19 protein-coding genes are annotated in these 23,715 nt (G+C 70.7%); 10 read left to right on the top strand and 9 right to left on the bottom strand.

The window, feature by feature from the left end:
- The 5 genes from GPZ80_RS25175 to GPZ80_RS25155 all read right to left on the bottom strand — a co-directional run bounded on the left by GPZ80_RS25175 (window position 1) and on the right by GPZ80_RS25155 (window position 3,375).
- The gene (locus GPZ80_RS25175; RefSeq protein WP_187223548.1) at window positions 1-738 is read right to left on the bottom strand and encodes a zinc ribbon domain-containing protein; all 738 of its coding nucleotides are present in this window, start codon (window positions 736-738) and stop codon (window positions 1-3) included.
- Window positions 735-1,571: a Nif3-like dinuclear metal center hexameric protein gene (locus GPZ80_RS25170; protein WP_187223547.1), complete on the bottom strand. Its 837-nt coding sequence runs from the start codon at window positions 1,569-1,571 to the stop codon at window positions 735-737. Before GPZ80_RS25170 ends, GPZ80_RS25175 begins: the two co-directional genes overlap by 4 nt.
- Window positions 1,568-2,632 (bottom strand): Rv2231c family histidinol phosphate aminotransferase CobC, encoded by a 1,065-nt coding sequence (cobC, locus tag GPZ80_RS25165; RefSeq protein WP_187223546.1) that lies wholly within the window; start codon window positions 2,630-2,632, stop codon window positions 1,568-1,570. Before cobC ends, GPZ80_RS25170 begins: the two co-directional genes overlap by 4 nt.
- Window positions 2,633-2,688: 56 nt before the next feature.
- Window positions 2,689-3,069: a zinc ribbon domain-containing protein gene (locus GPZ80_RS25160; protein ID WP_187223545.1), complete on the bottom strand. Its 381-nt coding sequence runs from the start codon at window positions 3,067-3,069 to the stop codon at window positions 2,689-2,691.
- Between the two features lie 114 nt (window positions 3,070-3,183).
- Entirely contained in the window at window positions 3,184-3,375 is a 192-nt protein-coding gene (locus GPZ80_RS25155; RefSeq protein ID WP_187223544.1) for a hypothetical protein, read from the bottom strand.
- Window positions 3,376-3,390: 15 nt separating this feature from the next.
- Between GPZ80_RS25155 and GPZ80_RS25150 the strand changes: the two genes are divergently transcribed.
- Window positions 3,391-3,846: a low molecular weight protein-tyrosine-phosphatase gene (locus tag GPZ80_RS25150; protein ID WP_187223543.1), complete on the top strand. Its 456-nt coding sequence runs from the start codon at window positions 3,391-3,393 to the stop codon at window positions 3,844-3,846.
- 197 nt (window positions 3,847-4,043) lie between these two features.
- Here GPZ80_RS25150 and GPZ80_RS25145 read toward each other — a convergent pair whose 3' ends face one another.
- Window positions 4,044-5,711, bottom strand: a complete 1,668-nt coding sequence (locus tag GPZ80_RS25145; RefSeq protein ID WP_187223542.1) for a choice-of-anchor B family protein — start codon at window positions 5,709-5,711, stop codon at window positions 4,044-4,046.
- Window positions 5,712-5,957: 246 nt separating this feature from the next.
- Here GPZ80_RS25145 and GPZ80_RS25140 point away from each other — a divergent pair, with 246 nt between their 5' ends.
- Window positions 5,958-6,755 (top strand): SURF1 family cytochrome oxidase biogenesis protein, encoded by a 798-nt coding sequence (locus GPZ80_RS25140; RefSeq protein ID WP_446678431.1) that lies wholly within the window; start codon window positions 5,958-5,960, stop codon window positions 6,753-6,755.
- A 472-nt stretch (window positions 6,756-7,227) separates the two neighbouring features.
- Here GPZ80_RS25140 and GPZ80_RS25135 read toward each other — a convergent pair whose 3' ends face one another.
- Window positions 7,228-8,175, bottom strand: coding sequence for a cobalamin biosynthesis protein (locus GPZ80_RS25135; protein ID WP_187223541.1), 948 nt, complete (start codon window positions 8,173-8,175; stop codon window positions 7,228-7,230).
- A 99-nt stretch (window positions 8,176-8,274) separates the two neighbouring features.
- Between GPZ80_RS25135 and GPZ80_RS25130 the strand changes: the two genes are divergently transcribed.
- From GPZ80_RS25130 to GPZ80_RS25095, 8 genes are all read left to right on the top strand, one after another.
- Entirely contained in the window at window positions 8,275-9,825 is a 1,551-nt protein-coding gene (locus GPZ80_RS25130; protein ID WP_312880567.1) for a DUF2397 domain-containing protein, read from the top strand.
- Window positions 9,815-11,017: a TIGR02678 family protein gene (locus GPZ80_RS25125; RefSeq protein ID WP_187223540.1), complete on the top strand. Its 1,203-nt coding sequence runs from the start codon at window positions 9,815-9,817 to the stop codon at window positions 11,015-11,017. The genes GPZ80_RS25130 and GPZ80_RS25125 overlap by 11 nt, the downstream gene beginning before the upstream one ends.
- The gene (locus GPZ80_RS25120; protein WP_312880566.1) at window positions 11,014-15,147 is read left to right on the top strand and encodes a TIGR02680 family protein; all 4,134 of its coding nucleotides are present in this window, start codon (window positions 11,014-11,016) and stop codon (window positions 15,145-15,147) included. The genes GPZ80_RS25125 and GPZ80_RS25120 overlap by 4 nt, the downstream gene beginning before the upstream one ends.
- A gap of 2 nt (window positions 15,148-15,149) precedes the next feature.
- A complete protein-coding gene (locus GPZ80_RS25115; protein ID WP_246477466.1) occupies window positions 15,150-16,319 on the top strand; it encodes a DUF2399 domain-containing protein in 1,170 nt (389 codons plus the stop codon).
- A 73-nt stretch (window positions 16,320-16,392) separates the two neighbouring features.
- On the top strand, window positions 16,393-17,001 hold the full coding sequence (locus GPZ80_RS25110) for a TetR/AcrR family transcriptional regulator (RefSeq protein WP_312880565.1): 609 nt from the start codon (window positions 16,393-16,395) through the stop codon (window positions 16,999-17,001).
- Window positions 16,995-18,728, top strand: coding sequence for an ABC transporter ATP-binding protein (locus GPZ80_RS25105; RefSeq protein ID WP_187223538.1), 1,734 nt, complete (start codon window positions 16,995-16,997; stop codon window positions 18,726-18,728). The genes GPZ80_RS25110 and GPZ80_RS25105 overlap by 7 nt, the downstream gene beginning before the upstream one ends.
- Window positions 18,729-18,760: 32 nt before the next feature.
- The gene (locus GPZ80_RS25100) at window positions 18,761-20,695 is read left to right on the top strand and encodes an ABC transporter ATP-binding protein (RefSeq protein WP_222719840.1); all 1,935 of its coding nucleotides are present in this window, start codon (window positions 18,761-18,763) and stop codon (window positions 20,693-20,695) included.
- 283 nt (window positions 20,696-20,978) lie between these two features.
- Window positions 20,979-21,296, top strand: a complete 318-nt coding sequence (locus GPZ80_RS25095; RefSeq protein WP_187223536.1) for a hypothetical protein — start codon at window positions 20,979-20,981, stop codon at window positions 21,294-21,296.
- Between the two features lie 42 nt (window positions 21,297-21,338).
- Here the strand turns inward: GPZ80_RS25095 and nudC are convergent, their stop codons facing one another.
- Entirely contained in the window at window positions 21,339-22,322 is a 984-nt protein-coding gene (nudC, locus tag GPZ80_RS25090) for an NAD(+) diphosphatase (protein WP_187223535.1), read from the bottom strand.
- On the bottom strand, window positions 22,319-23,674 hold the full coding sequence (locus GPZ80_RS25085) for a M16 family metallopeptidase (protein ID WP_187223534.1): 1,356 nt from the start codon (window positions 23,672-23,674) through the stop codon (window positions 22,319-22,321). Before GPZ80_RS25085 ends, nudC begins: the two co-directional genes overlap by 4 nt.
- Window positions 23,675-23,715: the final 41 nt, after the last annotated feature.

Raw genomic sequence — 23,715 nt, 5'->3', positions numbered from 1 at the left:
TCACAGGCCGGACTCCGGGGTCCGAATCAGAATCGCCCCGCATTCCTCGCATTCGAGGACCTCGTCGCCCGCGGTGTCCTTGATGCGGGAGATCTCGCGGCGGTCGAGTTCGATGCGGCAGGCGCCGCAGCGGCGGGCGCGCAGCAGGGCCGCGCCGATGCCCTTCTGCTTGCGCTTGCGCTCGTAGAGGGCCAGCAGATCCTCCGGGATGTCCGGCAGGATCTTGGCGCGCTCGGCGTCGCGGCGCGACTCGTTGGTGTCGAGGTCGGCGAGGTTCTCGTCGCGGCGGCGGTTGGCCTCGGCCAGCGCCTCCTCGGCCCTGGCCAGCTCGACGGAGGCGTGCTTTCCGTCCATCTCGACGGCTTCGCGGCGCTCCATCAGCTCGAGCAGGTCGTCCTCGAGGATGGCCTGCCTGCGCTCCAGGGTGGCCAGCTCGTGTTCGAGGTCGGTCAGCTGCTTCGCGCCGACGGTGCCACCGGCGAGCAGCTTGCGGTCGCGGTCCTCGCGGGCCCGCACGGCGTCGATCTCCTTCTCCTGCCGCGCCACCTCGCGGTCGAGGTCGTCGAGCTGCATCTGCACGGCGACCTGCGCGTCCCGCTTGGCCTGCGCGGCCTTCTCGCCGTCGGCGACCTCGGCCAGCTCCGGCATGGTGCGCCGCTGGTGCTGCACGCGCGCCAGTTCGGCGTCGACGCCTGCGAGGTCGAGGAGACGGCGTTGGACAGCGGGATCGGCTTTCACCCGGTGAACCTCCCGGTTCGGGTTGGCGCCCCGGCGGACTGGGCGGTCCAAGGATCGGTGCGGATGGTGGAGACGGTGACGCTGACGGTACCGCCGAGGCCCGCGCGCAGGATGCCCGCCGCCTGGTCGCACCACGGCCACTCGCTGGCCCAGTGCGCGACATCGACCAGGGCGGGCCCGCCCGCGGCGAGATGTTCGCTGGCCGGGTGGTGGCGCAGGTCGGCGGTGACGTAGGCGTCGACACCGGCCGCGGCGGCGGCACTGAGATAGGAGTCACCCGCGCCGCCGGACACCGCGACGGTCTGGACGCGCCGGTTGGTGTCGCCCGCGGCGCGCACACCGCCCTCGGTGGCGGGCAGCGCGCGGGCGACCCGCTCGACGAAGACGGCGAACGGCTCGGGCTGGTCGAGGGTGCCGATCCGGCCGATGCCGGTGGTGCCGTCGGCGTTGGGGTTGAGCGGGCCGGTGACGGTGAGGCCGATCGCCTCGGCGAGCGCGTCGGACACGCCTGGGTCGGCGGCGTCGGCGTTGGTGTGCGCGCAGAACAGGGCGACACCCGCGCGGACCATGCGGTGCACGAGCGAGCCCTTGGGGGTGTCCGCGGGAACGCCGTGCACGCCGCGCAGCAACAGCGGGTGGTGCGCGACGATCAGCTGCGCGCCGAGTTCGATCGCTTCGTCCACTGTGGACTCGGTCGGGTCGACGCACACGAGGATCCCGGTGACCTCCTCGGCGGGGTCGCCGCACACCAGGCCCACCGCGTCCCAGCTCTCGGCGAGCGCGGGCGGGTAGGCGGCGTCGAGCGCGGCCACCGCGTCGGCGACGGTCGTCACAGGGTGACCTCCACGGCGAGTTCGGCTTTCAGCGCGGCCACCAGCGGCGCGCACTGCTCGGGTGAGCGGACGGCGACCCGCAGGTGGTCGGGCCCGAGGCCGGGGAACGTGTCGGCGCGGCGGACCGCGATTCCCCGTTCCCGCAGGCCTTGGCGCACGCGCTCACCATCGGGGACGCGCAGCAGGAGGAACGGCGCCGCCGCCGAGCCGGTCACGGTGACACCGAGTTCTTCCAGCGCCTCGACGAGGTCCTCGCGGTGTGACAGGGCTTCGACGGCGGCCACCTCGGTCTCGGCGACCGCGGGCGGCTCGCTGCACGCGATGACAGCTTCGAGCACCAGCGTACCGACTGGCCACTGTGGACGGTCGGCGGCGAGTCGGCCCAGCAGGGCCGGGGAGCCGAGCGCGTATCCGGCGCGCAGACCCGGCAGCGCCCAGGTCTTGGTAAGGCTTCGGAAGACCAGCAGACCGGGGGTTTCCTGGTCGTGGGCCAGGGATTCGACCTCGCCGGGCACCGCGTCCATGAACGCCTCGTCGACGAGCACCACTCGCCCGGGTCGCGCGAGCGCGCGGATCAGGTCGGCCGGGTGCATGGTCGAGGTGGGGTTGGTCGGGTTGCCCACGACCACCAGGTCGGCCGCGTCGGGCACGAGTTCCGGGCGCAGGGCGTAGCCGTCGTCGGCGCTGAGCAGCACCCGTTGGATCGGCACCCCGGCCTGGCGCAGCGCGACCTCGGGCTCGGTGAACGACGGGTGCACCAGCGCGGCCAGGGTGGGCCGCAGGCGCGGCAGCAGCGCGAAGCCCTCGGCGGAGCCGTTGAGGATGAGCACTTGGTCCGCGTCACGGCCGTGCCGGTCGGCGACGGCGGTGCGGGCGGCGAGGTCGTCTGCGGCGGACGGGTAGGTGCCGAGCCGGTCCACCGCGGCGACGAGCCGGTCGCGCAGCCACGCGGGCGGACGCTCGCCGCGCACGTTCACCGCGAAGTCGAGCAGGCCAGGCGCGGCGTCGACATCGCCGTGGTGCCGCAACAGGGCGTGCTCGTCGGATCCGGTGCTGGTCATCGGGGAGATTCTATTGGCATCCTCCCCCGCCGGAAGGCAGGGGATTCCAACAGCGACTACCCCACGAGGAGGAGGTCACGTCGAGGTTCACGGTTCGCAGGCTCGCCCAACGGCGAGCCTCCCCGTGCAGTCATGGCATGCCCAGCCGCGATTCGAATACCGCAGGCCGCGTTCACATCGGCGTTGGCGGCGAATCCGCAGGATCGGCACCGGAAGGCGGCTTGGTTCTCACGCGCCTGCCGATCCACGATCCCGCATGCCGAGCAACGCGGACTGGTGAACATCGGGTCGACCTTCACCACCCGGCCCCGAGCCTTGTGCTCCAGCCGGGTCACAAGCAGGCCCCACCCGTTGACCAGGATTCCCCGGTTCAGGCCCGCCTTCTGCCGCACACCCCGGCCGGGGGTGTCGACCGTGCCCTTCGCCGACCGGCTCATGTTTCTGATGTTGAGGTCTTCGACCGCGACTACGTCGAACTCCCGGGACAGCCGGGCCTTCGCGGTTGGCCACCAACGCCCTGGTCCACGAATGGCTCGACCGAGTTGAAGAATCTAATCCACCAATGCGGTGAGGCCGTGTTCGCGTAACCAGCGCTTAGAGCGCAGGCGGGCGAGGTCGTCGGTCGCGGTGCGGACCGTCAGGTGGTGTTCGACGGCCTCGGTCAGCTTGGTCATCGCCTTGGCCCGCTCCGATGCCGGCAGCCGCCGGATTCGCTCCGGTGACCACCACGGCTCCTCGTCCATCCCTACCCTTCCCCTGTGCACATCTGCTTCGTCTGTACCGGCAACATCTGCCGCTCCCCCATGGCCGCCCTGGTGTTCGGCGAACACCTGCGTCGCGACGGGCTGGCCGATCAGGTCCGGGTGACCAGCGCGGGCACCGGCGGCTGGCATGTCGGCGACCCCGCCGACCCACGGACCGTGCGGGTCCTGTCCGACAGCGGCTACCCGACCGACCACAGCGCCGCCCAGGTCGGCGACGACCATCTTGACGCGGACCTGCTCATCGCGCTGGACGCCGGACACGCCCGCGCGTTGCGCGCCCGGGTGCCCGACCCCACGACCGTCCGACTGCTGCGCGAGTTCGACCCCGACGCGGGAGCCGACCTCGACGTCCCCGATCCGTACTACGGCGACGCCGCGGGCTTCGCCGAGGTGCTGGCCATGGTGGAAGCGGCCTGCCCCGGCCTGCTGGACTGGGTCCGGACGCACTGAAGAACCCGGCCATGCAGCGTCCATCAAACGCATTCCCGAGTCGGGTAATACAGACCCAAGAAACACTGAATAGGCGATGCCGCCGTCCGTGAACGGTAGCCATCGCCTATTCCGTGGGTTATTCCGGTAATTCTTGTCAGTTTCGGGAAAATGGCTGACCGATGGGACCCCGCCCGCGGCGGGGTCCCATCGGCGGCCTAGAACTGAAGGCTCCAGGCGTCGATGTAGCCGGTGTCGTAGCGGTAGACGTCCTGCACCTTGAGCTTCCAGGTGCCGTTGGCGACCTCGGCCGACGCGTTCACCGTGTAGGTGGCGATCACGTTGTCGGCCGAGTCGTTGCCCGAGGAGTTCTTCAGGCGGTAGGCCGTGCCGTCCGGGGCCACCAGGTCGATGACCAGGTCACCACGCCAGGTGTGCTTGATGTCCACGGCCACCTGCAGCGTCGACGGGGCGTTGCCCGACTGGCCCGTGACGGCGATGTCGCTGGTGACAGCGGAGCCGTAGTCCGGGATGTTGACGTTGTTGGTGTTCTCGAACTTGCCGCCCGGGGTCGGGTCGGGGTCCGGGGTGCCGGTCAGGTTCGGCTTGACGACGACGAGACCCTGCTCGATGCCGCTGATCACGACGTTGCCGCTCGGGAAGTACGGGTAGTTGCTCCACGCGCCGTTGAACTGCGCGCCGTCGGCCGAGGGGTAGATGTCGAAGTAGCCCGCCTCGGTCAGCGAGGCCGACGCGACGTTCTTGATGTCGAGGATGCGCAGACCCGCGCGGTAGTTCGCCTGGTAGACGTAGTCGCCCTTGACGTACATGTTGTGGTCGATCGCGTCGACCGGGGAGCTGTACGTGCCGGTGTGCCGCGGCGCGGTCAGGCTCGCCAGGTCCCAGATGTAGGTCTTGGTCTTCTTGTTGGTGGCGTTGCGCTGCTCGTCGAGCTCGTCGTCCATCAGGAAGTACCGCTGGTTCTCGGTGAGCCAGCCCTGGTGTGAGTACTGGGCTCCCGAGTAGCCGGTGCGGGAGAGCTGCACCGGGTTGGTCTTCGTGGTCACGTCGACGATCGTCAGCGTGTCCTCGTTGGAGTTGAAGCAGATCTCGCGACCGGTGTAGCGGGTGTCCGGGCCGCTGTAGATGACGCACTGGTTGTCGTGCGTGTAGCCGTCCTGGGACACACAGCCCGCGTTGACCGGGCTCTTCGGCGTGCGGATGTCGACCATGTGCGGGCCGCCGCTGCAGGTGTTCGAGCCGATCGCGTAGGCGTAGCCGGTCGCTTCGTTGATCGCGATGTTGTGCGCGGGTCCGAAGCCCTTGTAGATGGTGTCGGCCGTGAAGGTCTGCGCGGAGGTCACGGTGCGCAGGCGGGTCAGGTCGAAGACCTGCATGCCGTGGCCGCTGATCTGGTCGGCGACGATGTAGGCGTGGTTCTTGTAGACCTTGATGTCACGCCAGGTGCTGCTGCCGCCGTTGGAGGGCAGGTTGCCCAGGTACTTCGGCGAGGTCGGCGTGCTGATGTCCACGAACGCGGTGCCGTTGGTACGGCCCATGATCGCGTATTCCTTGTTGTTGGTGGGGTCGGTCCAGCCCCAGATGTCGTTGCCGTTGCCGCCGCCGATGTTGGACAGCGGCAGGACGCTGAGCAGGTCGACGTTCTTGCAGGGGTAGATGTCGGCCTTGCCGTTGACACACGGCACGCCGGCGGCGGTCCCGGTGATCGCGGCGCGGCGGTCGGCGGGCTCGTAGTCGGCCATGAACGCCCTCGCGGCGGCCTGACCCTCCGGGGACTCGGGGTCGTGGGCGCCCGCGGGAGCCGTCGACACCGCCAGTACGCCCGCCATCAGCAGCATCAAGCCGCTAATTCGTCGAAACCTCAAGGTAATGCTCCTTCTGGAGTTACCCAGACTCGTGACCTCAGAGGTTCCGAGTCCGGGCGCAGGGTGGACTCCGTGCGGAATCATCGGTAAGGACACTGATCCCGAAATTGGACATTAACCAAGAGGCCGTTTCATTAGAACCGGCGACCGGAGGCAGTTCCCGACAGTAATTCCCATTTACCATTCCCATTTGCCATTAACGGGCTTCCGGCGGGGGTCTCGGGACCGGGAGCCAGGTCACAGCGGGTGCCGGTCTACCGTTGCGGGGTGCGGTCGCTGCTGCGCCCTGGGTGGCTGATGCTGGCTTTCGTCGTGGTCGTCTTCGCCACGGCGTGCTTCACCCTGCTCGCTCCCTGGCAGTTCACCCGCTACGAGGACCGCAAAGCCACCAACGACGCCATCGGGGCGTCCTTCGAAGCCGCGCCCATCCCCATCGAGTCCGCCGACCCCGCGACCCAGTGGCGCCGGGTGACGTTGTCCGGCACGTACCTGCCGGAAGCGGAGGCCGTAGCCCGCCTCAGGACAGTGCAGGGCGCGGCGGCGTTCGAAGTCCTGACCCCGTTCCGGCTGGCCACCGGCGAGGTGGTCTTGGTCGACCGGGGGTTCGTCCGCCCCATCGAGGGCGTCCGTGTCCCCGACTTCGCACCGGCACCAACCGGCCAGGTGAACCTGGTCGCGCGCGTCCGGGCGGATGAACGCGACCCACAGGGCAGACCGGCTTTCACCGAGGAAGGCCGCAAACACGTCTACGCGGTGGACTCCCGCACGGTCGGCCAGGCGGCCGGGCTGACCCTGCGACCCGGGTACGCACAACTGGAGGAAGGCTCCCCCGGCGTCCTGGGCGCCCTACCACTGCCCCAACTGGACGTGGGCCCGTACTTGTCCTACGCCTTGCAGTGGATCGCCTTCGGCGCGATGGCCCTGCTTGGTTTGGTGTACTTCACCTGGCGAGAGATCAAACCCGGCGGCCTGCTGCGCACGGACGCCCCCAAACGACGTTCGGTGGCCGAGATCCTGGCCGATGACGAGGCCCACGCCAGCTGACCCGTTTCGTGCTGCCCCTGCCCTGCCCCGGACGAGTGAGCCTCGATGGCATCCTGCATCGTCACACCTCCGACCCGGCCAACTTCAGACATGGCTCTTCGCCTTGGCGCCGGACGGGGTCACCTTCAGGGACGGCTCTTCGCCCCTGCATTTCCCCTTGGCGGAACAGGGATCAAAAGCATGCTCATGCCCGCCCGTCCGGTGCACAGGACCATTCCTGAGAGGTTCGTGCGTCCGGGGGCGGGGCTGTTGGGGTGGGTTGGTCACGGTCGCTCGCCTGGGGGGCGCAGTCGGGTGGGGTGGGCAAGAGGCGCCGCCGGACCGTGAGTTGCGATGCGGCCGGGCATGCTGGATTCGGGTGGCGCCATCAGAGTGCGCCTCTGCGCCAATTGGTGGGGTGCGGATGGCGCGGATGGCACAGTGATTTGCGGCCACGGCCCGCGCAGGGCAGGTGCCGTTGGGAACTGGCGGGTTAGTGCTTGCGCCTGTTGCCTGTAATCAAAGCGATCGTGGCGGCCACCACGGCCGTCAAACCGCCCACCACCCTCGACAACTCCACCGCTCTGGTCACATGTCCCGCGTCCGGCATGCGCCCGGTTCCGAGGACTGGGCGGTCTTCCACACCGTGCGGGTACACCGTGCGTCCACCCAGGCGGACCTCCAAGGCCCCCGCGAACGCCGCCTCGACCCGACCCGCGTTGGGGCTGGGGTGGGCTGCCGCGTCTCGTTGCCAGGCTGTCCAGGCGCCCTTGCGGTCGCCGCCGACCACGGGGGCGCCGATCACCGTCAGGGCCGCCGCCAGTCGGGCGGGCAAGAGGTTCGCGAGGTCGTCCAGGCGGGCTGAGGCCCAGCCGAAGCGGCGGTAGCGGGGGGACTTGTGGCCGACCATCGCGTCCATGGTGTTGATCGCGCGGTAGCCCAGTAGGCCGGGGACGCCTGCGACGGCACCCCAGAACAGGGGGGCCACGACTGCGTCGGACGTGTTTTCGGCGACCGACTCGACGGTGGCGCGGGCCATCGCCGGGGAGTCCAGGGTGCTCGGGTCGCGGCCGCACAGGTGGGGGATGCGTTCCCGGGCCGCCTCCACCGCTCCCGCGTCGAGGTGGCGACCGATCATCGCGCCCTCCGCGGCCAGGGAGCGCCCGCCCAGGACGACCCAGGTGGCTGTCGCCGTGCCGAGGACCCGGACCCAGGGGCGGCGCTTGCCCGCCCGTTCGACAGCGACCCCCAAAGCCGCAGCCGAACCCGCCAGGGCAGCCGTGTAGGCGATGCCGGGCACGTGGTGGTCGCGGTAGAGCGTCCGCTCGACGCGCTGGGCGACGGTGCCGAAGCCTGCGACCGGGTGCCAGCGTCGTGGGTCCCCCAGGACGACGTCGGCGGCGACGCCTAACAGCAGTCCGATAGCGCGCGCCGACGACACGGGCCCTCCTCGCAAAGATTCCCCCTGGAGAGGGAACCGTATCGCGCGCCCGGTCCCGGAGTGCGCGGGTGTCGGCCCCCTTGGCTATCGTGGGCCGCCGTGGAGCCAGAGCAGGAGACCGACACCGAGCACAGGCTTCAGCTCTACGCCTATCTGCAGCCGCGTGAGCACCACCGCACCTATCTCGCGATCATGCGGCTGTTCACCTCGACCCTGCTGGCCGACCTCTCGGCGGGCGAGGTGTCCTCCGCCCTGGCCGCCGCCGAGCGGGACGGGCGCATCGACATCGGTGAGTCGCACGTCGACGTGGTGATTCCCCGGCTGCGACAGCTCGTGGAGTGGGGCAACCTCGTGCACGGCCGCCGCGAGACGATCGCGGCGAGCATCGCCGAGTTCCAGCAGGGCAGCATGCGCTACCAGGTCAGCAAGCTGGCCGTGCGCGTGCAGCGCGACGTCGACGAGCTGCTGCGGGTGCCCGAGGGCGCCCGCGAGGTGTCGCGTGAGCTGCTGCCCGCCATCGAGCGCGGCCTGGTCCAGCTCGGTGAGACGCTGGCCACCGCGTCGGCGCGCACCCAGCTCGACGCCGGGTCGCTGCCCGCGCGCCGGGCCCGGGAGCTGCTGGCCGAGCGGGTCACCACCCTGTTCCTGCAGCACGCCGAGCTGGCCGCCACGGTCCGCGACTTCTACGCCTACCTCGGCCAGATCCTCACCCGCCACCACCTGGCCCCTGAGGAGATCTCCGGCTTCCGGAACCTGCTGGTCGAGTACATCCAGGTCGTCGTCGAGGACGTCCTGCGGCACACCCCGAAGATCGCCGCGACCCTGTCCACCCTGGCGGGCGCCCGCTCGGAGCTGCTCAACCTGCTGCGGCCCGCCGAGCAGCTGGGCACAGCCGTGGAACGCACCCGCGGCCGCCGCGACAAGGACTGGCAGGACCTGACCGACTGGTTCGCCGACCGCCCCGGCAACCCCAGCCAGGTCACCGCCCTGCGCGACGCGACGACACGCGCCATCGGCGCCCTCCTCGCGACGGTCCGCCGGGCCACGACCGGCGGCGGCCTGCTGCCGAGCAGGCGCGCGGAGCTGGTCCGCCTCGCTGGCTGGTTCGACGCGGCCACCCCCGACGAAGCCCACTCGATCTACGCGGCAGCCTTCGGCATGTACTCCGCGCGCAACCTGCTGCCCGCGCCGGAGCACGACGGCGACGACGAGCACACCCCCTGGCGCGACGGTCCCGCCGTCGACGTCTCCGTGAGCGTGCGCGGTCGAGGCGACCGGGGCGCGCGCGGGCGGACTTCGCGGATCATGGACGACCCGATCACCGAGCAGGGCCTGCTCGCCCAGGCCCGTGAGGCCGACGAGCGCCGGGAGTCGGCGTCCGCCGAACTCGCCGCCGCGGCCACCGACCTGGGCAACGTGACCCTGTCCGGCGAGGCGCTCGGCGCGTTCTGCGAGCTCCTCACCCTGGCCATGGCCCAGCGCGAGGGCGCCGACGACCCCGGCGCGGCCACCGACCAGGTCCGCGGCCTGACCCTCACGCTCACCCCGGAGTCCGGCCGCACCACCACGATCCGCAGCACCTCGGGCACCCTGACCCTGCGCGACACCGCGGTCGGCATCGCCCGGGCGGAGGTGCGCGGTGCGCGCTGACGCCAGAGACCCCCTCGCAGGCCTTTCCGACATCGACGCGGCCAACGTCGCCCGCTGCGCGAAAGTCCTGCTTCGCCATCCGCTGCTGCGTCCCGGCGGCCCGGACGGCGACCTGCTGCCGATGGTGTACCGGTACCGCACCGCGCTGCAGGAGATGTTCGCCGCGCTGCTCGGCTACCGGCTCGTCGTCGAACGCCGCTTCGCCCGCCTCTACAAAGCGGGCCCCGGCACCGACCCGACCCGCGGTGAGCCCGCCCTGTCCCCCCGCGGCTACGCCTACGTCTGCCTGACCATGGCCGCGCTGACCGGCGTCGGCAGGCAAGTGCTGCTGTCGCGGCTGGTCGCCGACGTGCGGGCCACCGCGAGCGAGGCGGGCATCGCCGTGGTCGACGACATCACCGACCGCCGCGCCCTGACCGCCGCGCTGCGCCACCTCATCGGCCTCGGCGTGATCAGCGAGACCGACGGCACTGTCGCCGCCCTGATCGGCGAAGCCCCCGCGGAGGCGCTGATCACCATCCACACCGACCTGCTCGGCCAGCTCCTCGCCGGTTCGCTCGCCGAGGCCGAGTCCGCCGAGGAACTCGTCGCGGTCGCCGCGGCGCCGGGCCAGATCGAGCACGCGGTGCGTCGCCGCCTGGTCGAGAACCCGGTGACGCTGCACGCGGACCTCCCCGCCACCGAGGCCGATTGGCTGCTGCGCAGGCAGCGCCGCGAATCCGTGGTCTTGGAGCGCTGCTTCGGCCTGATCACCGAGACCCGCGCCGAGGGCGTGGCCGTCACCGACCCGGAGGAGTACCTGACCGACGTGGTCTTCCCCGGCACGAGTACGGTCGCTCGCATCGCCTTGCTCGCCCTGCCGGAACTGCTCGACGAGACCGACCGGCCGGACGGGCGGGTGCCGGTGTCGGCCGCCCGACTGCGCGAGGTCTGCGCGAATCTGGTCGAGGACTACCCGGCCGCGTGGGCCCGTCAGGCCACCGAAGACCTGGAGACACTTGTCGCCTCGATCGCGGACCTGTTGACCCGCCTCACGCTGGCGGTACCGGACGGCGACGGGTGGCTCATCAGCCCGGCGGCGCACCGCTGGCTGCCGCAGCCGGACGACACACCCGCGCGCAACACCGTGACGCCGGTCCAGTACGCCCCCGAACCGGGGTGGTCGCTGTTCGACGAGGAAGGGGCATCGTGAGCACGCCGGATGACACCACGGCCGATCCGACAGCGGCTCCGGTGGTGGGCCGCTGGCGGCTGCACCGGGGCGGGATCGTCAACATCTGGCAGTACCGCGAGCAGACCTTCGACTTCTCCGGCGGCCGCGCGATCTTCCAGGGCACCAACGGCTCCGGCAAGTCACGCACCCTTGAGTTGCTGCTGCCGCTGTGCCTCGACGGCGACCTGCGCTACCTGGGCTCGAAGGGCGCGGGCACGGTGTCGATCCGCAGGCTCATGCTCGACGACTACGACGGCGGCCCCAACCGCATCGGCTACGCGTGGATCGAGCTGCACCGCACCGACGCTGCCGGTCAGGACGAGTACCTGACCTGCGGCATCGGCGTGAAGGCCTCCGCCACGTCGCAGCAGATCAGCGACTCGTGGCGGTTCGTCACGCCTTCCCGGGTGGGCACGCACTTCCAGCTCGCCTCGGCCGACCGGGTCCCGCTGGGTCCGGCCGCACTGCGCGATGTCCTCGGCGCCGATCGGATCTACGACGAGGCCGCCTTCCGAGCGAAGGTCGCGGAGACGGTCTACGGCGTGCCCGGCGGCCGCTACGGCGACCTGCTCCACCTGCAGCGCACCCTGCGAAACCCCGACATCGGCTTGAAAGTCCAGGACGGGCAGCTCGAGCAGATCCTGTCCGACGCCCTGCCGCCGCTCGACATCGGCGTCGTCGAGCAGCTCGCCACCTCGTTCGAGGACTTGGAGTCCATCCGGGAGAACATCGGGCGGCTCAGCTCGGCCGACGAGGCGATGAGCGCGTTCCTCTCGGGCTACTCGGGTTACGCCCTCAACGCGCTGCACGCGGCGGGCAGCCGGGCCGCCGGAGCGAACGGCGTCCTCGACAAGGCGCACGCCGAAATCCGCACCCTGCAAGGGAAACTCGCCACCGACAGCGGCAAGCACCGCGGCGCGGAGGAGAAAGTCCAGCTGCTGGAGGAGCGCGACGCCGAGCTGGAGAACAGCATCGACTCGCTCAAGTCGCTCCCCGCCTACCAGGGTTTGCGCGATCTGCAGGACCGCGAGCGGCTCGTCGAGCGCACCCGCGAGGCGGCGGGCGCCGCACTCGACAACGCCGCCACCCAGCGCAACCACGCCGACCGCGCGGTCGAGACCGTGCTGACCGTGCTGCGCAGGCTCGGCGGCGACCTCGAGGACGCCACCGAACTCGCACACTCCACAGTGGACGGACTGGTGGCCGCCGGGCTCGACCCGATCCTCTGCCCACCGCTTCCCGTCGCACCGAAGCCCTTGGCGCGCACCAAATCCGACAAGGTGCGGGCCAAGCCCGACCCGGAGGCCGAGCCGCTGGAGATCCAGCGCCGCACGCCGCCGGAGATCGCCCCGGACGAGCTGGACGCGGAGCTGACCGCCGCGGCCGCGCGGGTCACCGAGGCCGGGTCCCAGCTCGCCCAGCGCGGCGCGCTGGCGATGTCGCTGCACGAGCGCGCGCGCAAGCTCGACGCCGAGCGGGCCGAACTCGACCGCCTGCAGACGAAGGCCCGCGAGGCGCAGATCGAGGCCACGGAGACCGCGGGCCGCCGAAATGAGGCGCGCCAACGGTTCGGCGTCGGCGCGGAGATGTGGTGCGAACAGGCGCGCGCGTGGAGCAAGGCGGGCCCGTTCGCCCAGGACCACGCTCCCCGCCCCCCGGGTCAGCCTTCCGTCGCCCGCATCGAAGAGGTGCCGGACGCCAGCAGGCAGGCACGGGACTCGGCGCGGCAGTGGGCGGCGCCGCACCTCTCGGCGCTGCGCCAGCAGGTCGTGGGCGCCCGCCAGGTCGTCGACGACCTCGTGGGCCGGATCAAGGACACCGAGGCGCGGCTGATCGAGCTGCGCAAGGGCGTCGACGCCACTCCCCCGGCGCCGCAGTACGCCGACGCCGAGCGCGACCCCGCCGCGGGCAGGCCGTTCTACCGTCTGGTCGACTTCGCCGCGGGCAAGCCCGATCCCGGCCTCGAGGCGGCGCTACAGGCCAGCGGGCTGCTCAACGCCTGGGTCACCGCCGACGGTCTCGCCGACCCGGCCGTCTCCGACGTGCTCGCCACCGTGGACACCAAGGCGGCGCGGCCACTGTCCGCCGTGCTGACGCCCGCGGTCGAGCCGGACAGCCCTGTTCCCGCCGACGTCGTGGCGCGGCTGCTCGACGCGGTGTCCTACGAGGGCGAGCACCCGGGGCTGACCGTGTGGTCGTCGGGCCGGTGGCGCGCGGGCGTGCTCACCGGCGCGCTGTCCAAAAAGGACGCGGAGTTCGTCGGCGCGGGCGCCCGGGAGGCCGCGCGCAAGCGGTCGATCACCGAGTTGGGCGTCGCACTCGAAACGATGCACGAGCAGTTGGCGGACGCGGAAGCCGAGCTGCGCCAACGGGTTCAGGCCGTCGAGGTGTGGGAGTCGCACCTCGACGCGTTCCCCGACGACCGCGACCTCATCGCCGGGCGGGTCAGCGCGATCGAGTCCGAGCGGCTGGCCGCCGAGACCTCGGCGAAGGCCGACCTGTTGCGCGCCGAGCACCTCAGCGCCGACGGCCGGGTCAAGGCGATGGAGACCGAGCTGGCCCAGGACGCCGGCGCGGCCGGGCTGCCCGCCGACACCGAAGCGCTGCGCCAAGCCCACCGCGCGGCGACGCAGGCCAGGGGTACCGCCGAGAGCCTACGCGACGCGCTTGCCAAGCGGTGCGCGGGAACGGTCCGCGACCTGGTCGAGGCGCTGCACGACCACAATGCCGCCGTCGACGACCGCGATACCGCCGAGGCCGTCGCGAACGAGAAGTGCGTGGCGTTCCACCGGGAAGCGGCCGCGCTCGCCGAACTGACCTCCGCGATCGGCGGCGAGGCCGAAAGCGTCGCCCGCCAGCTGACCGAGCTGGAACGGCAGCGCCGAACCACGCGGGAGGAGCTGCCCGCGGCCCGCAAGTCCGCGACGGAGCTGTCCAACCAGGTGGTGAAGACGCAGACCCTGCTCGACACCCGCGTCGCCGAGATCGACGGCAAGCGCGCTGCCGCCGCCACAGCCGCGCGGTCCTTCGCCGACGCGCTGGCCGCGCCCGGTGTGTGGCCCGCTGCGATCGACGCGGACCGCCCGGCTGACGACGACGAGGCGTTCGCCCTCCTGGAAACCGCTGTGTCCCAGGCGAAACGGCTGCCGAGCGAGGAGAACGTCATCACCAAGCTGCAGGCGCTGCAGGCGTCGCTGGCAGGCACGCACAACGTGCTGCCCGAGCGGCACGCGGGCATCCTCACCGTCGTCGTGTCCGCCGAGGAGGGCCCCGCTCCGGTCGCGGTCGCGGCCAAGCGGGTCGCCGACCGGCTCGCGGAGCGCCGCGGCTTCCTCACCGAGCAGTACCAGGGGATCTTCGCCCTGCACCTGGTCCGTGAGCTCGCCGAGCGGCTGTCCGGCCAGATCGCGGTGGCAGAAGATCTGACCCGGCGGATGAACGATGTGCTCGACACCGCGCGCTCCAGCCAGGGCGTGCACGTGCAACTCGACTGGCAGCCCGCCGCGTGGCTCGACGAGTCCACTGTGGAGGCGCTGCGGCTGCTGCGGATGCCGTTCGCCGACCGCAGCGAGGAACAGGACGCCCGGCTGCAGCAGGTGTTCACCGACCGCATCGAAGCCGAGCGCGACTCCGCCTCGGGTGGCTACACGGAGATCCTGGCGCGGGCACTGGACTACCGCTCCTGGTTCGCCTTCACCGTGCGGGTCCGCGACAGCGCCCCGGACGGCAAGCCACGCTCGCGGCGACTGCGCCAGCTTTCCTCCGGCGAGACCCGCCTCATCTCCTACGTCACGCTTTTCGCCGCCGCGGCGGCGTTCTACGGCGCGATCAGCGCGGGTGTCGCGGCGACGTCACGCATGTCGCCGCTGCGGCTGGTCCTGCTCGACGAGGCGTTCGAGCGGCTCGACGACCCGACCATCGCCCGGATGCTGGGCCTGCTCGTGGACCTCGACATGGACTGGGTCATCACCTGGCCCAGCGGCTGGGGCGTGTCCGACCGCATCCCGCGCATGCACATCTACGACGTGCTGCGCCCCAAGTCCGGCCACGGCGTCGCGTGCACGCACACCACATGGGACGGCGGCGGACTGGAGCGCGACGACCCGTGACGATGCGCGAGGTCTACGGCAGGCCCGAGTACGAGGTCCTGTGGCGCCAGGCCCGCAAGGCGGTCGCCCGGGGCCAGGTCAAACTCGGCTACAAGGCGCCGAATCCGGCGGCCGCGGCGGCTGTGTCGGACCTGATCGGCAGGCAGCTGACCGCCCTGGTCGGCACCACGATCGTCGTCGCCGATCTCGACGAACGGCTGCGCACCGGTGAGTTCCATTGTGGACTGGGCGAGGTGCTCGCGGCCGTCCATGGTGAACCCGTGGTGTTCAGCCCGGAACAGCCCTCGGTGGACGCCTCCCGCCGCGAGTGGTCCGACAAGATCCTCACCGAAGCCCTGACCGCGGCCGGACTCCAGAGCGCCCCATGGGCGTCGCTGTGGATCGACCACGTCCGCCGGTATGCCAAGCTCCCGCCGGAGCAACTGGCGGAACCGGCCGCCCAGGCAATCGCGATCCTGTCCCGTCTCACCCTCACCCCCGGCGCGATCCCCACCGAGTGGATCGCCCGAACCGACCTGGCCGCGGACCCGCGCGCGTTGGACCGGGGCCAGAAGGTGGCAGGTCTGGTGCTCCGCGCCGCGGCCCTGGCGCACGGCTTCGAGTTCCCGAAGACCGCGGACGACGAACGCGTCCTGTGGGAGCGGTGCGGGATCGCCTTGGACGGCCTGTCCGCCACTGTCCTGAGCGTCGGCCTGCCGCTGCCGCGCCACGCGGACCTGCGAGACCTCGGCGGCGCCCCGAGAGACCTGGTGGCGCCGGGAACGGTCGTCTGGGTGTGCCAGAACCCTCGCCTGGTCGAGGCCGCGATCGACGCCGGGCTGACCAAGCCGCTGGTCTGCCTCTCCGGCGGGCTGAACACCGTCACCCGCCAACTCCTGTCGCGGCTGGCCGCGTCGGGAGCGGTCATCCACTGTCACGCCGACTTCGACCGCACCGGCCTGCTGCTCACCCGGCACGTCCTCGCCGTGACCGATGGCGTCCCATGGCGGATGGGCGCCGACGACTACCGCGAAGGTCTCGACCTGGCCAGGGCCGAGAACGTCGACCTCCCGCCCCTTGGCCCGGATCCGGGGGCGGCGCCGTGGGAGCCCGTCTTGACCGAGGCCCTGCGCGCGGGCTGGGCGGTCGACGAAGAGGTCGTCCTCCCACTGCTGCTGGCCGACCTCAGCTGACTGAAAGCCGGTCCGACAGCGTCCGCCGATAATCCAGTTGATGAGTGAGCACTCACTCATTACACTCGCCTAGGTGACGGAACGGCAGCGAGCCCCACGCATGACCCCGGACGACCGCCGCAAGGCGATCGTCAAAGCGGTCATCCCCCTGCTCATCGAGCACGGCCAGGCCGTCACCACGAAACAGATCGCCGAGGCGGCGGGCATCGCCGAGGGGACGATCTTCCGGGCCTTCCCCGACAAGTGCGCCCTCATGGTTGCCGCCGCCGAGGAGACGATGAACCCGCAAGATCGGGCGCAAACGTTTGCCGCAGCGCTCGAAGGAGCGAACGACCTCCACGACAAGGTCCGGCGCATCACCGCTCACCTGCTCGAACGCTTCCGCAAGACGATGGCGGTCATGATCGCCGTCCGCGGCGTCCTGATGTCCGGCGACCGCCCGTCGGACGGCCCGCCGAAGTTCATCGTCGAGGCCAACCGGTCGCTCCACACCGCCCTGACCGAGATGTTCGCCGAGCACCGCGACGAACTGTCCGTGGCGCCCGAGACCGCCGCGGTCGCGCTCCGCAGCCTCGTGTTCGGCTCGCGGCACCCCGGCATGGACTTCGACGAGATCACACCGGACGAGATCGCCTTCGTCCTGCTCCACGGCGTCACCAAAGAGGGGGAACACAGATGTTGATCAAGGTGCTCCGGGAGTACCTGTCCAGATACCGGACCTGGCTCACCTACGTCGTCGGCCTGCAGTTGGTCGGCACGATGGCATCGCTCTACCTGCCGAGCCTGAACGCCGACATCATCGACAACGGCATCGTCAACGGCGACACGGGCTACATCGTGCGCGTCGGCGGGTGGATGCTGCTGGTGTCGCTGGTGCAGATCACCTGCTCGGTCGTCGCGGTGTACTTCGGCGCGAAGACCGCGATGGGGTTCGGCCGTGACCTGCGGGCGGGGGTGTTCGACCAGGTCGGCTCGTTCTCCTCGCGCGAGGTGTCCAAATTCGGCGCGCCGTCGCTGATCACGCGGGTGACCAATGACGTCCAGCAAGTGCAGATGCTGGTGATGATGACGACCACGATGATGGTGGCCGCGCCGATCATGATGGTCGGCGGCGTGGTCATGGCCCTGCAGGAGGACGTCGGGCTGTCCTGGCTGCTGCTGGTCTGTGTGCCGATCCTGTTCGTGGGCTTGGGTTTCATCATCAAGCGAATGGTCCCGGGCTTCCAGGACATGCAGGTGCGCGTCGACGACGTGAACCGGGTGCTGCGCGAGCAGATCACCGGCATCCGCGTGGTGCGCGCGTTCGTCCGCGAGCCGTTCGAGACCGCGCGGTTCGCCGGGGCGAACACCGCGCTCGCCGACGTGGCCACCAAGACCGGGCGCTACATGGCCGCGATGTTCCCGTTCGTCATGTTCATCATGAACGTGTCGGTGATCGGCGTGCTGTGGTTCGGCGGGCACCGGGTGGACGACGGCCTGATGCAGGTCGGTTCGCTGACGGCGTTCCTGAACTACGTCATGCAGATCCTGATGGCCGTCATGATGGCGACCTTCATGCTGATGATGGTCCCGCGCGCGGCTGTCGCCTCCGTGCGGATCAAGGAAGTGCTCGACACCGACTCCTCCGTGGTTCCGCCGACCGATCCGGTGATGACGGTCGATGCCAGCGGCGAGGTCGACTTCGACGGGGTGTCGTTCGCCTATCCGGGCGCGACCGACCCGGTGCTGTGCGACGTGTCGTTCTCCGCCCGGCCCGGGCAGACCACGGCGATCATCGGGTCGACCGGCGCGGGCAAGACCACACTGCTCAACCTGATCCCCCGGCTCTTCGACGCCACCGGCGGTGTCGTGCGGGTCGACGGCGAGGACGTCCGGCGGCTCGACCAGGACGTGCTGTGGAGCAAGATCGGGCTCGTGCCGCAGCAGGCGTACCTGTTCACCGGCACCATCGCGTCGAACCTCCGCTACGGCAAGCCCGCGGCGACCGACGAGGAACTATGGGCGGCCTTGGAGATCGCGCAGGCGAAGGACTTCGTCGAGGCGTTGGACGAGGGGCTGAACGCGCCGATCTCCCAGGGTGGGACGAACCTGTCGGGAGGACAGCGTCAGCGCATCGCCATCGCGCGCGCTTTGGTGCGCAGGCCGGAGATCTACCTGTTCGACGACTCGTTCTCCGCGCTCGACGTGTCGACCGACGCGCGGCTGCGGGCGGCGCTGCGGCCGGTCACCCGCGACTCGACGGTGATCATCGTCGCCCAGCGGGTCTCGACCGTGCTGGACGCGGACCAGGTTGTGGTGCTGGAGGACGGCGAGATCGTCGGACTCGGGACGCACGAAGAACTCTTGGAGACCTGCCCGACCTATGCGGAGATCGTCGCTTCGCAGCTCAGCGCGGAGGACGCGGCATGACCACGATGAAGGTGACCGAGCGCGTCCAGGGCATGGGCGGGCCGGGACGCGGCGGCCCGTTCGGGTCGAGCATGGTCGGGCAGAAGTCGATGACCTTCGGCCCCTCGGCGAAGCGGCTCTTCGCCCGGCTGGCCCCGGAACGCGTGAAGGTGCTCGCGGTGCTGGCGCTCGCCGTGGCGAGTGTGGCGCTGATGTCGATCGCCCCGAAACTCCTTGGCACGGCGACGGATCTCATTTTCGAGGGCCTGTTCGGCAAGCAGTTGCCCGCGGGCGTCACGAAGGAGGAAGCCGTCGAGCGCCTGCGGGCGGCGGGCGACAACCGGGTCGCCGACATGCTGTCCTCGATGAACGTCCTGCCCGGCCAGGGTGTGGACTTCGGCGCGGTCGGCACGGTGCTGACAATCGTGCTCGTGCTGTACGTCGGGTCGGCGGCGCTCGGTCTGACGCAGGGGTTGCTGCTCAACGGGGTCGTCCAGCGGACCATGCTGCGGATGCGAGCCGAAGTCGAGGACAAGATCCACCGGCTTCCGCTGTCCTACTTCGACAAGCAGCCGCGCGGCGAGTTGTTGAGCCGGGTCACCAACGACATCGACAACGTCTCCCAGGTGTTGCAGCAGACGATGAGCCAGCTGCTCACCTCGCTGCTGACCGTCGTCGGCGTGCTCGCCATGATGTTCTGGATCAGCCCGACGCTGGCCCTCATCGCGATCGTCGCCATCCCGCTCACGATCGCGGTGACCGGCGCCATCATGAAGCGCTCGCAGAAGCAGTTCATCGCACAGTGGCGGGCCACCGGCAAGCTCAACGCCCACGTCGAGGAGGCCTTCACCGGCCATGCCCTGACGAAGGTCTTCGGCAGGCGGCGCGAGGTCGAGCGGCAGTTCGCCGACCAGAACGAGGAACTGTTCAAGGCGGGATTCGGCGCCCAGTTCGCCAGCGGGCTGATCATGCCGACGATGATGTTCCTGGGGAACCTGACGTACGTGGTGATCGCGGTGGTCGGCGGCCTGCGCGTGGCGTCGGGGACGATGAGCCTGGGTGACGTGCAGGCGTTCATCCAGTACTCGCGGCAGTTCACCCAGCCATTGACCCAGGTGGCGTCGATGGTGAACCTCCTGCAGTCCGGCGTCGCCTCCGCGGAACGCGTCTTCGAGTTGCTCGACGCCGCGGAGGAACCCGCCGACTCGGCCGGTTCGGCGGCCACCGTCGCTCGCGGCCGGGTGGAGTTCTCGGACGTGAGCTTCCGCTACGAGCCGGAGAAGCCGCTGATCGAGGATCTGTCGCTGGTGGCCGAACCCAGTCAGACGGTGGCGATCGTCGGACCGACCGGCGCGGGCAAGACCACGCTGGTCAACCTGATCATGCGGTTCTACGACCTCGACTCGGGCCACATCACCCTCGACGGCGTCGACGTGGCCACCATGCCGCGCCGGGAGCTGCGCGGGCAGGTCGGGATGGTGCTGCAGGACACCTGGCTGTTCCACGGGACCATCCGGGACAACATCGCCTACGGACGTCCTTCGGCTTCGGAGGAGGAGATCCTGGCGGCGGCTCGGGCGACCTTCGTCGACCGGTTCGTGCACTCGCTGCCCGACGGGTACGACACGGTGATCGACGAGGAGGGATCGAACATCAGCGCGGGCGAGAAGCAGCTGATCACGATCGCCCGCGCGTTCCTGTCGAACCCCGCCCTGCTGATCCTGGACGAGGCGACGTCCTCTGTGGACACCCGCACGGAGTTGCTGGTGCAGCACGCGATGGCGGCGCTGCGGTCGGACCGGACGTCGTTCGTCATCGCGCACCGGCTGTCGACGATTCGGGACGCGGATCTGATTCTGGTGATGGAGGACGGGCGCATCGTGGAACAGGGCAGCCACCATGGGCTGCTGGCCGCGGGTGGGGCTTACGCCGCGCTGTATCAGGCGCAGTTCGCCGGGCCGGTGGTCGAGGAGGAGTCTCTGGTCTGACAGACGGGTGTGGCCTCGCGCCCGTGAGCGCGAGGCCACACCGGTACGGGTGCTCCACCCCCAAGCATCCGGCCACCGCCAATACCTGCCGGGCGCGGCGCGTGCGAAGGTGTGCGCCGTCAATCCACGCGTCGAGAGGGAACCACGGTGAACGACAGCCGCACCCCCTGGCCTACCCGAGTGGGACTTGGCGCCGTGATCGTGCAGACCTGCGCGAGCCTGATGTTGTTCGGCGGACCGCCAGGCGAAACCGAACAGATTCGACGCCGCCACACTCGGTGCGGTGACCCTGCCGGCTCTGCCTGTCAACGCCGCCGCGTTGGTGTTCGCCGCGCTGCGCGCCCGTCGGCACCAGGCTCCGGGCGCAGCCCTGCTCGCGTTCAGCGCCGTGTTCCTGGCATGGCACGCATTCGCACTGGGCATACTCGCCGGGTGGTGGTCGTCCGACCTCGAGTTGGCGGCGTACATCGCGGGCAGCACACCCGTCTCGCTGGTCTACCAAGCGGTCATGTGCTGCTCGTTCGCGGCCGTCCTGGGTGCCACTTGGTCACGCCGCGCGGGCACCCTGCGAGCCACAGTGGACGTTAGTCAGGACTCCTGAATATCCATTACCGGATTGACAGCCGCGCCTGCCTTCGAGCGCCTACTCCCCGACCCAGGCGCGGAGCATGTGGTGGGCGATGGAGGTCGGGCCCGGGAGGATGAGCCCAACACCCTCTCCCCCACCGTCGAACGCGGTGCGGACCTGCGCTCGGGTGAACCAGCGGGCGTCTTCGATCTCGCCTTCCGCCAGGTGCACGTCGGCGGTCCGGTCGGCTTGGGCGGCGAAGGCGATCATGATCGAGCGCGGGAAGGGCCATGGCTGGCTGCCCAGGTAGCGGATATCGCTGACCTTGGCGCCGACTTCCTCTTCCATCTCGCGTTCGACGCAGGCTTCCAGGGATTCGCCTGCCTCGACGAAACCCGCGAGGACCGAGTACCGGTCGGGCGGCCAGATGGGTTGGCGGGCGAGCAGCACGTACTCGTCTTCGTCGTCGTGGATGAGGACGATGACGGCCGGGTCGGTGCGGGGGTACTCCTCGCGGTCGCAGCCGGTGCACTTGGCCGCCCAGCCCGCGCAGGTGCGGGTGACCGGGTGGGCGCACTTGGCGCAGTAGCGCGAGCGGGCGTGCCAGTTGGCCAGGGCGACGGCGGCGGTGAGCAGGCCCGCGTCGGTGTCGTTGAGGAGCGCGCCGATGCCGCGCAGGTCGTGCCACTGCTCGCCTGCCTCCGACACCGCGCCGGGCCACAATCCCCAGGCGTTCGGGGGGACCACCGGGTCGGGGCGCATCGGCTCGGCGGCCGGGACGGACCAGTAGGCGACCTCGCCCTGCTCACCGAGCAGCGACGCTTCGGCGGGGCGGTCGGCCTGGATGGCCGAGGCGTGGCGCAAAGCCAGGGCGGTGGCGTCGCCGGTGACCGGGGTGCGGCCGGTGCGGTCGAGCAGCAGCACCTTGCCGCCGCGCCACAGTTCGTCGAGGCGGGCAGGGTCTTTGCGCACGATCTCGTCGCGCACGGTCGTCGTGCGGGAGAGGGCGGGCGGACCGGCGAGCCGGAAGGGCTCGCCGGTCCTGGTGTCCGCTGTCATTGCAGGGTCACCCCGCCCAGCGCCCGCAGGGCGGTGAGCTTGGCCGCGTCGCCGACGATGACGCCGGTGAAGCGGGTGGGGGCGAAGAACTCCAGCGCCGCCTCGGCGACCTGCTCGACGGTGACCGCCTTGAGCCGGTCGGGGTGCTGGGTCAGCCAGTCGACGCCGAGACCGAGGATGGCCAGCGCGGCGATCTGGGAGGCCAGGCCGCCCTGCGAGGACGTCGAGGTGAGCAGCGAGCCGATCGCGTACTGCCGCACGGTGTCCACTTCGGACTCAGTGGGCGGCACCATGGCCATCCGGCCGAGCTCGTAGCGGATCTCCAGCAGCGCGCCCGCGGTGACCGCGCTCGCGGTGTCGGTGTCGACCAGCAGGGTCGCGCCGTCGGGGGTGAACTCGAGCGACGAGCGGGCGCTGTAGGTGTAGCCCTTGTCCTCGCGGATGTTCTCCACCAGTCGGGAGGAGAAGAAACCGCCGAAGGCGAGGTTCGCCAGCTGCAGTGCCGGGTAGCGCGGGTCGGTGCGGCTGATCGCCTGCGCCGAGAGGCGGAACTGGGACTGCACCGCGCCCGGCCGGTCGACGAGCAGGAGGTCCTGCGGGGTGATCTCCGGCAGCGGGGGAAGCACCGACGCGGACTTGTCCGACTGCCAGCCGCCGAGCGCGCCGGCGACGGCGGCGATGGCGCGGGCGGGCTCGACGTCGCCGACCAGCACCAGGACCGAGCCGCGCGGCAGGACGCACGCCGTGTGCAAAGCGCGCACGTCGGCGGCCTCGACGACGGCGACGTCACTGGCCTCGGGCATCTCCCGGGTGAACGGGTGGTCGCCGTAGCGGTGCTTCTGCAAGGCCTGGCGGGCGATCACGCTCGGCTGCGAGCGCGCCACCGTGATGCGCTCGATGAGCCTGCCGCGCTCGCCTTCGACCTCGTCGTCGGGGTATGTCGCGCCGGTGAGCGCGTCGGCAAGGACGTCGAGGAGGGTGTCGAACCCGGAGGCGAGGGCGTTGCCGCCGATGGACAGCAGCTCGGGGTCGACGACCGCGGACAGCTCGCCGCCGACGAGCGCGAGGTCGGTGTCGAAGGCGATCCGGTCGCGCTTGTCGGTGCCGGTGAGGATGGTGGCCGCCAGAACCTCGGCCCGGGCGGCGTGCATCGGGTCGTCGCCCGCGAACGGGACGCGGAGGCGGAGCTCGATCATCGGCACGGTGGGCTGGTGCACGGCGATGACCCGCAGGCCGTTGTCGAGCACCTTGTCCACTGAGGACAGACCGGTGGCCGCCCGCTGCTCGCCCAGGGGCGGCAGGGGGCGCGGGCCCCGCTCGGTCCGCCCGATCTCGTCGGCGCTGCGGCTCACTGGACTCCTCCTGCGAAGACGGTGACGGCGGACTGACGCGC

Source organism: Actinokineospora xionganensis (assembly GCF_014323725.1).
GTDB lineage: Bacteria > Actinomycetota > Actinomycetes > Mycobacteriales > Pseudonocardiaceae > Actinokineospora > Actinokineospora xionganensis.
This window is presented reverse-complemented; position numbering and strand designations above follow the sequence as displayed.

What these genes read in the sequence shown, in the direction of transcription:
- GPZ80_RS25115 (WP_246477466.1), top strand. Translation starts at nt 15,150, where the DNA reads ATGCGCGAGGTCTACGGCAGGCCCGAGTACGAGGTCCTGTGGCGCCAG.
- nudC (WP_187223535.1), bottom strand. Translation starts at nt 22,322, where the DNA reads ATGACAGCGGACACCAGGACCGGCGAGCCCTTCCGGCTCGCCGGTCCG.
- cobC (WP_187223546.1), bottom strand. Translation starts at nt 2,632, where the DNA reads ATGACCAGCACCGGATCCGACGAGCACGCCCTGTTGCGGCACCACGGC.
- GPZ80_RS25155 (WP_187223544.1), bottom strand. Translation starts at nt 3,375, where the DNA reads ATGGACGAGGAGCCGTGGTGGTCACCGGAGCGAATCCGGCGGCTGCCG.
- GPZ80_RS25100 (WP_222719840.1), top strand. Translation starts at nt 18,761, where the DNA reads ATGGGCGGGCCGGGACGCGGCGGCCCGTTCGGGTCGAGCATGGTCGGG.
- GPZ80_RS25160 (WP_187223545.1), bottom strand. Translation starts at nt 3,069, where the DNA reads ATGAGCCGGTCGGCGAAGGGCACGGTCGACACCCCCGGCCGGGGTGTG.
- GPZ80_RS25105 (WP_187223538.1), top strand. Translation starts at nt 16,995, where the DNA reads ATGTTGATCAAGGTGCTCCGGGAGTACCTGTCCAGATACCGGACCTGG.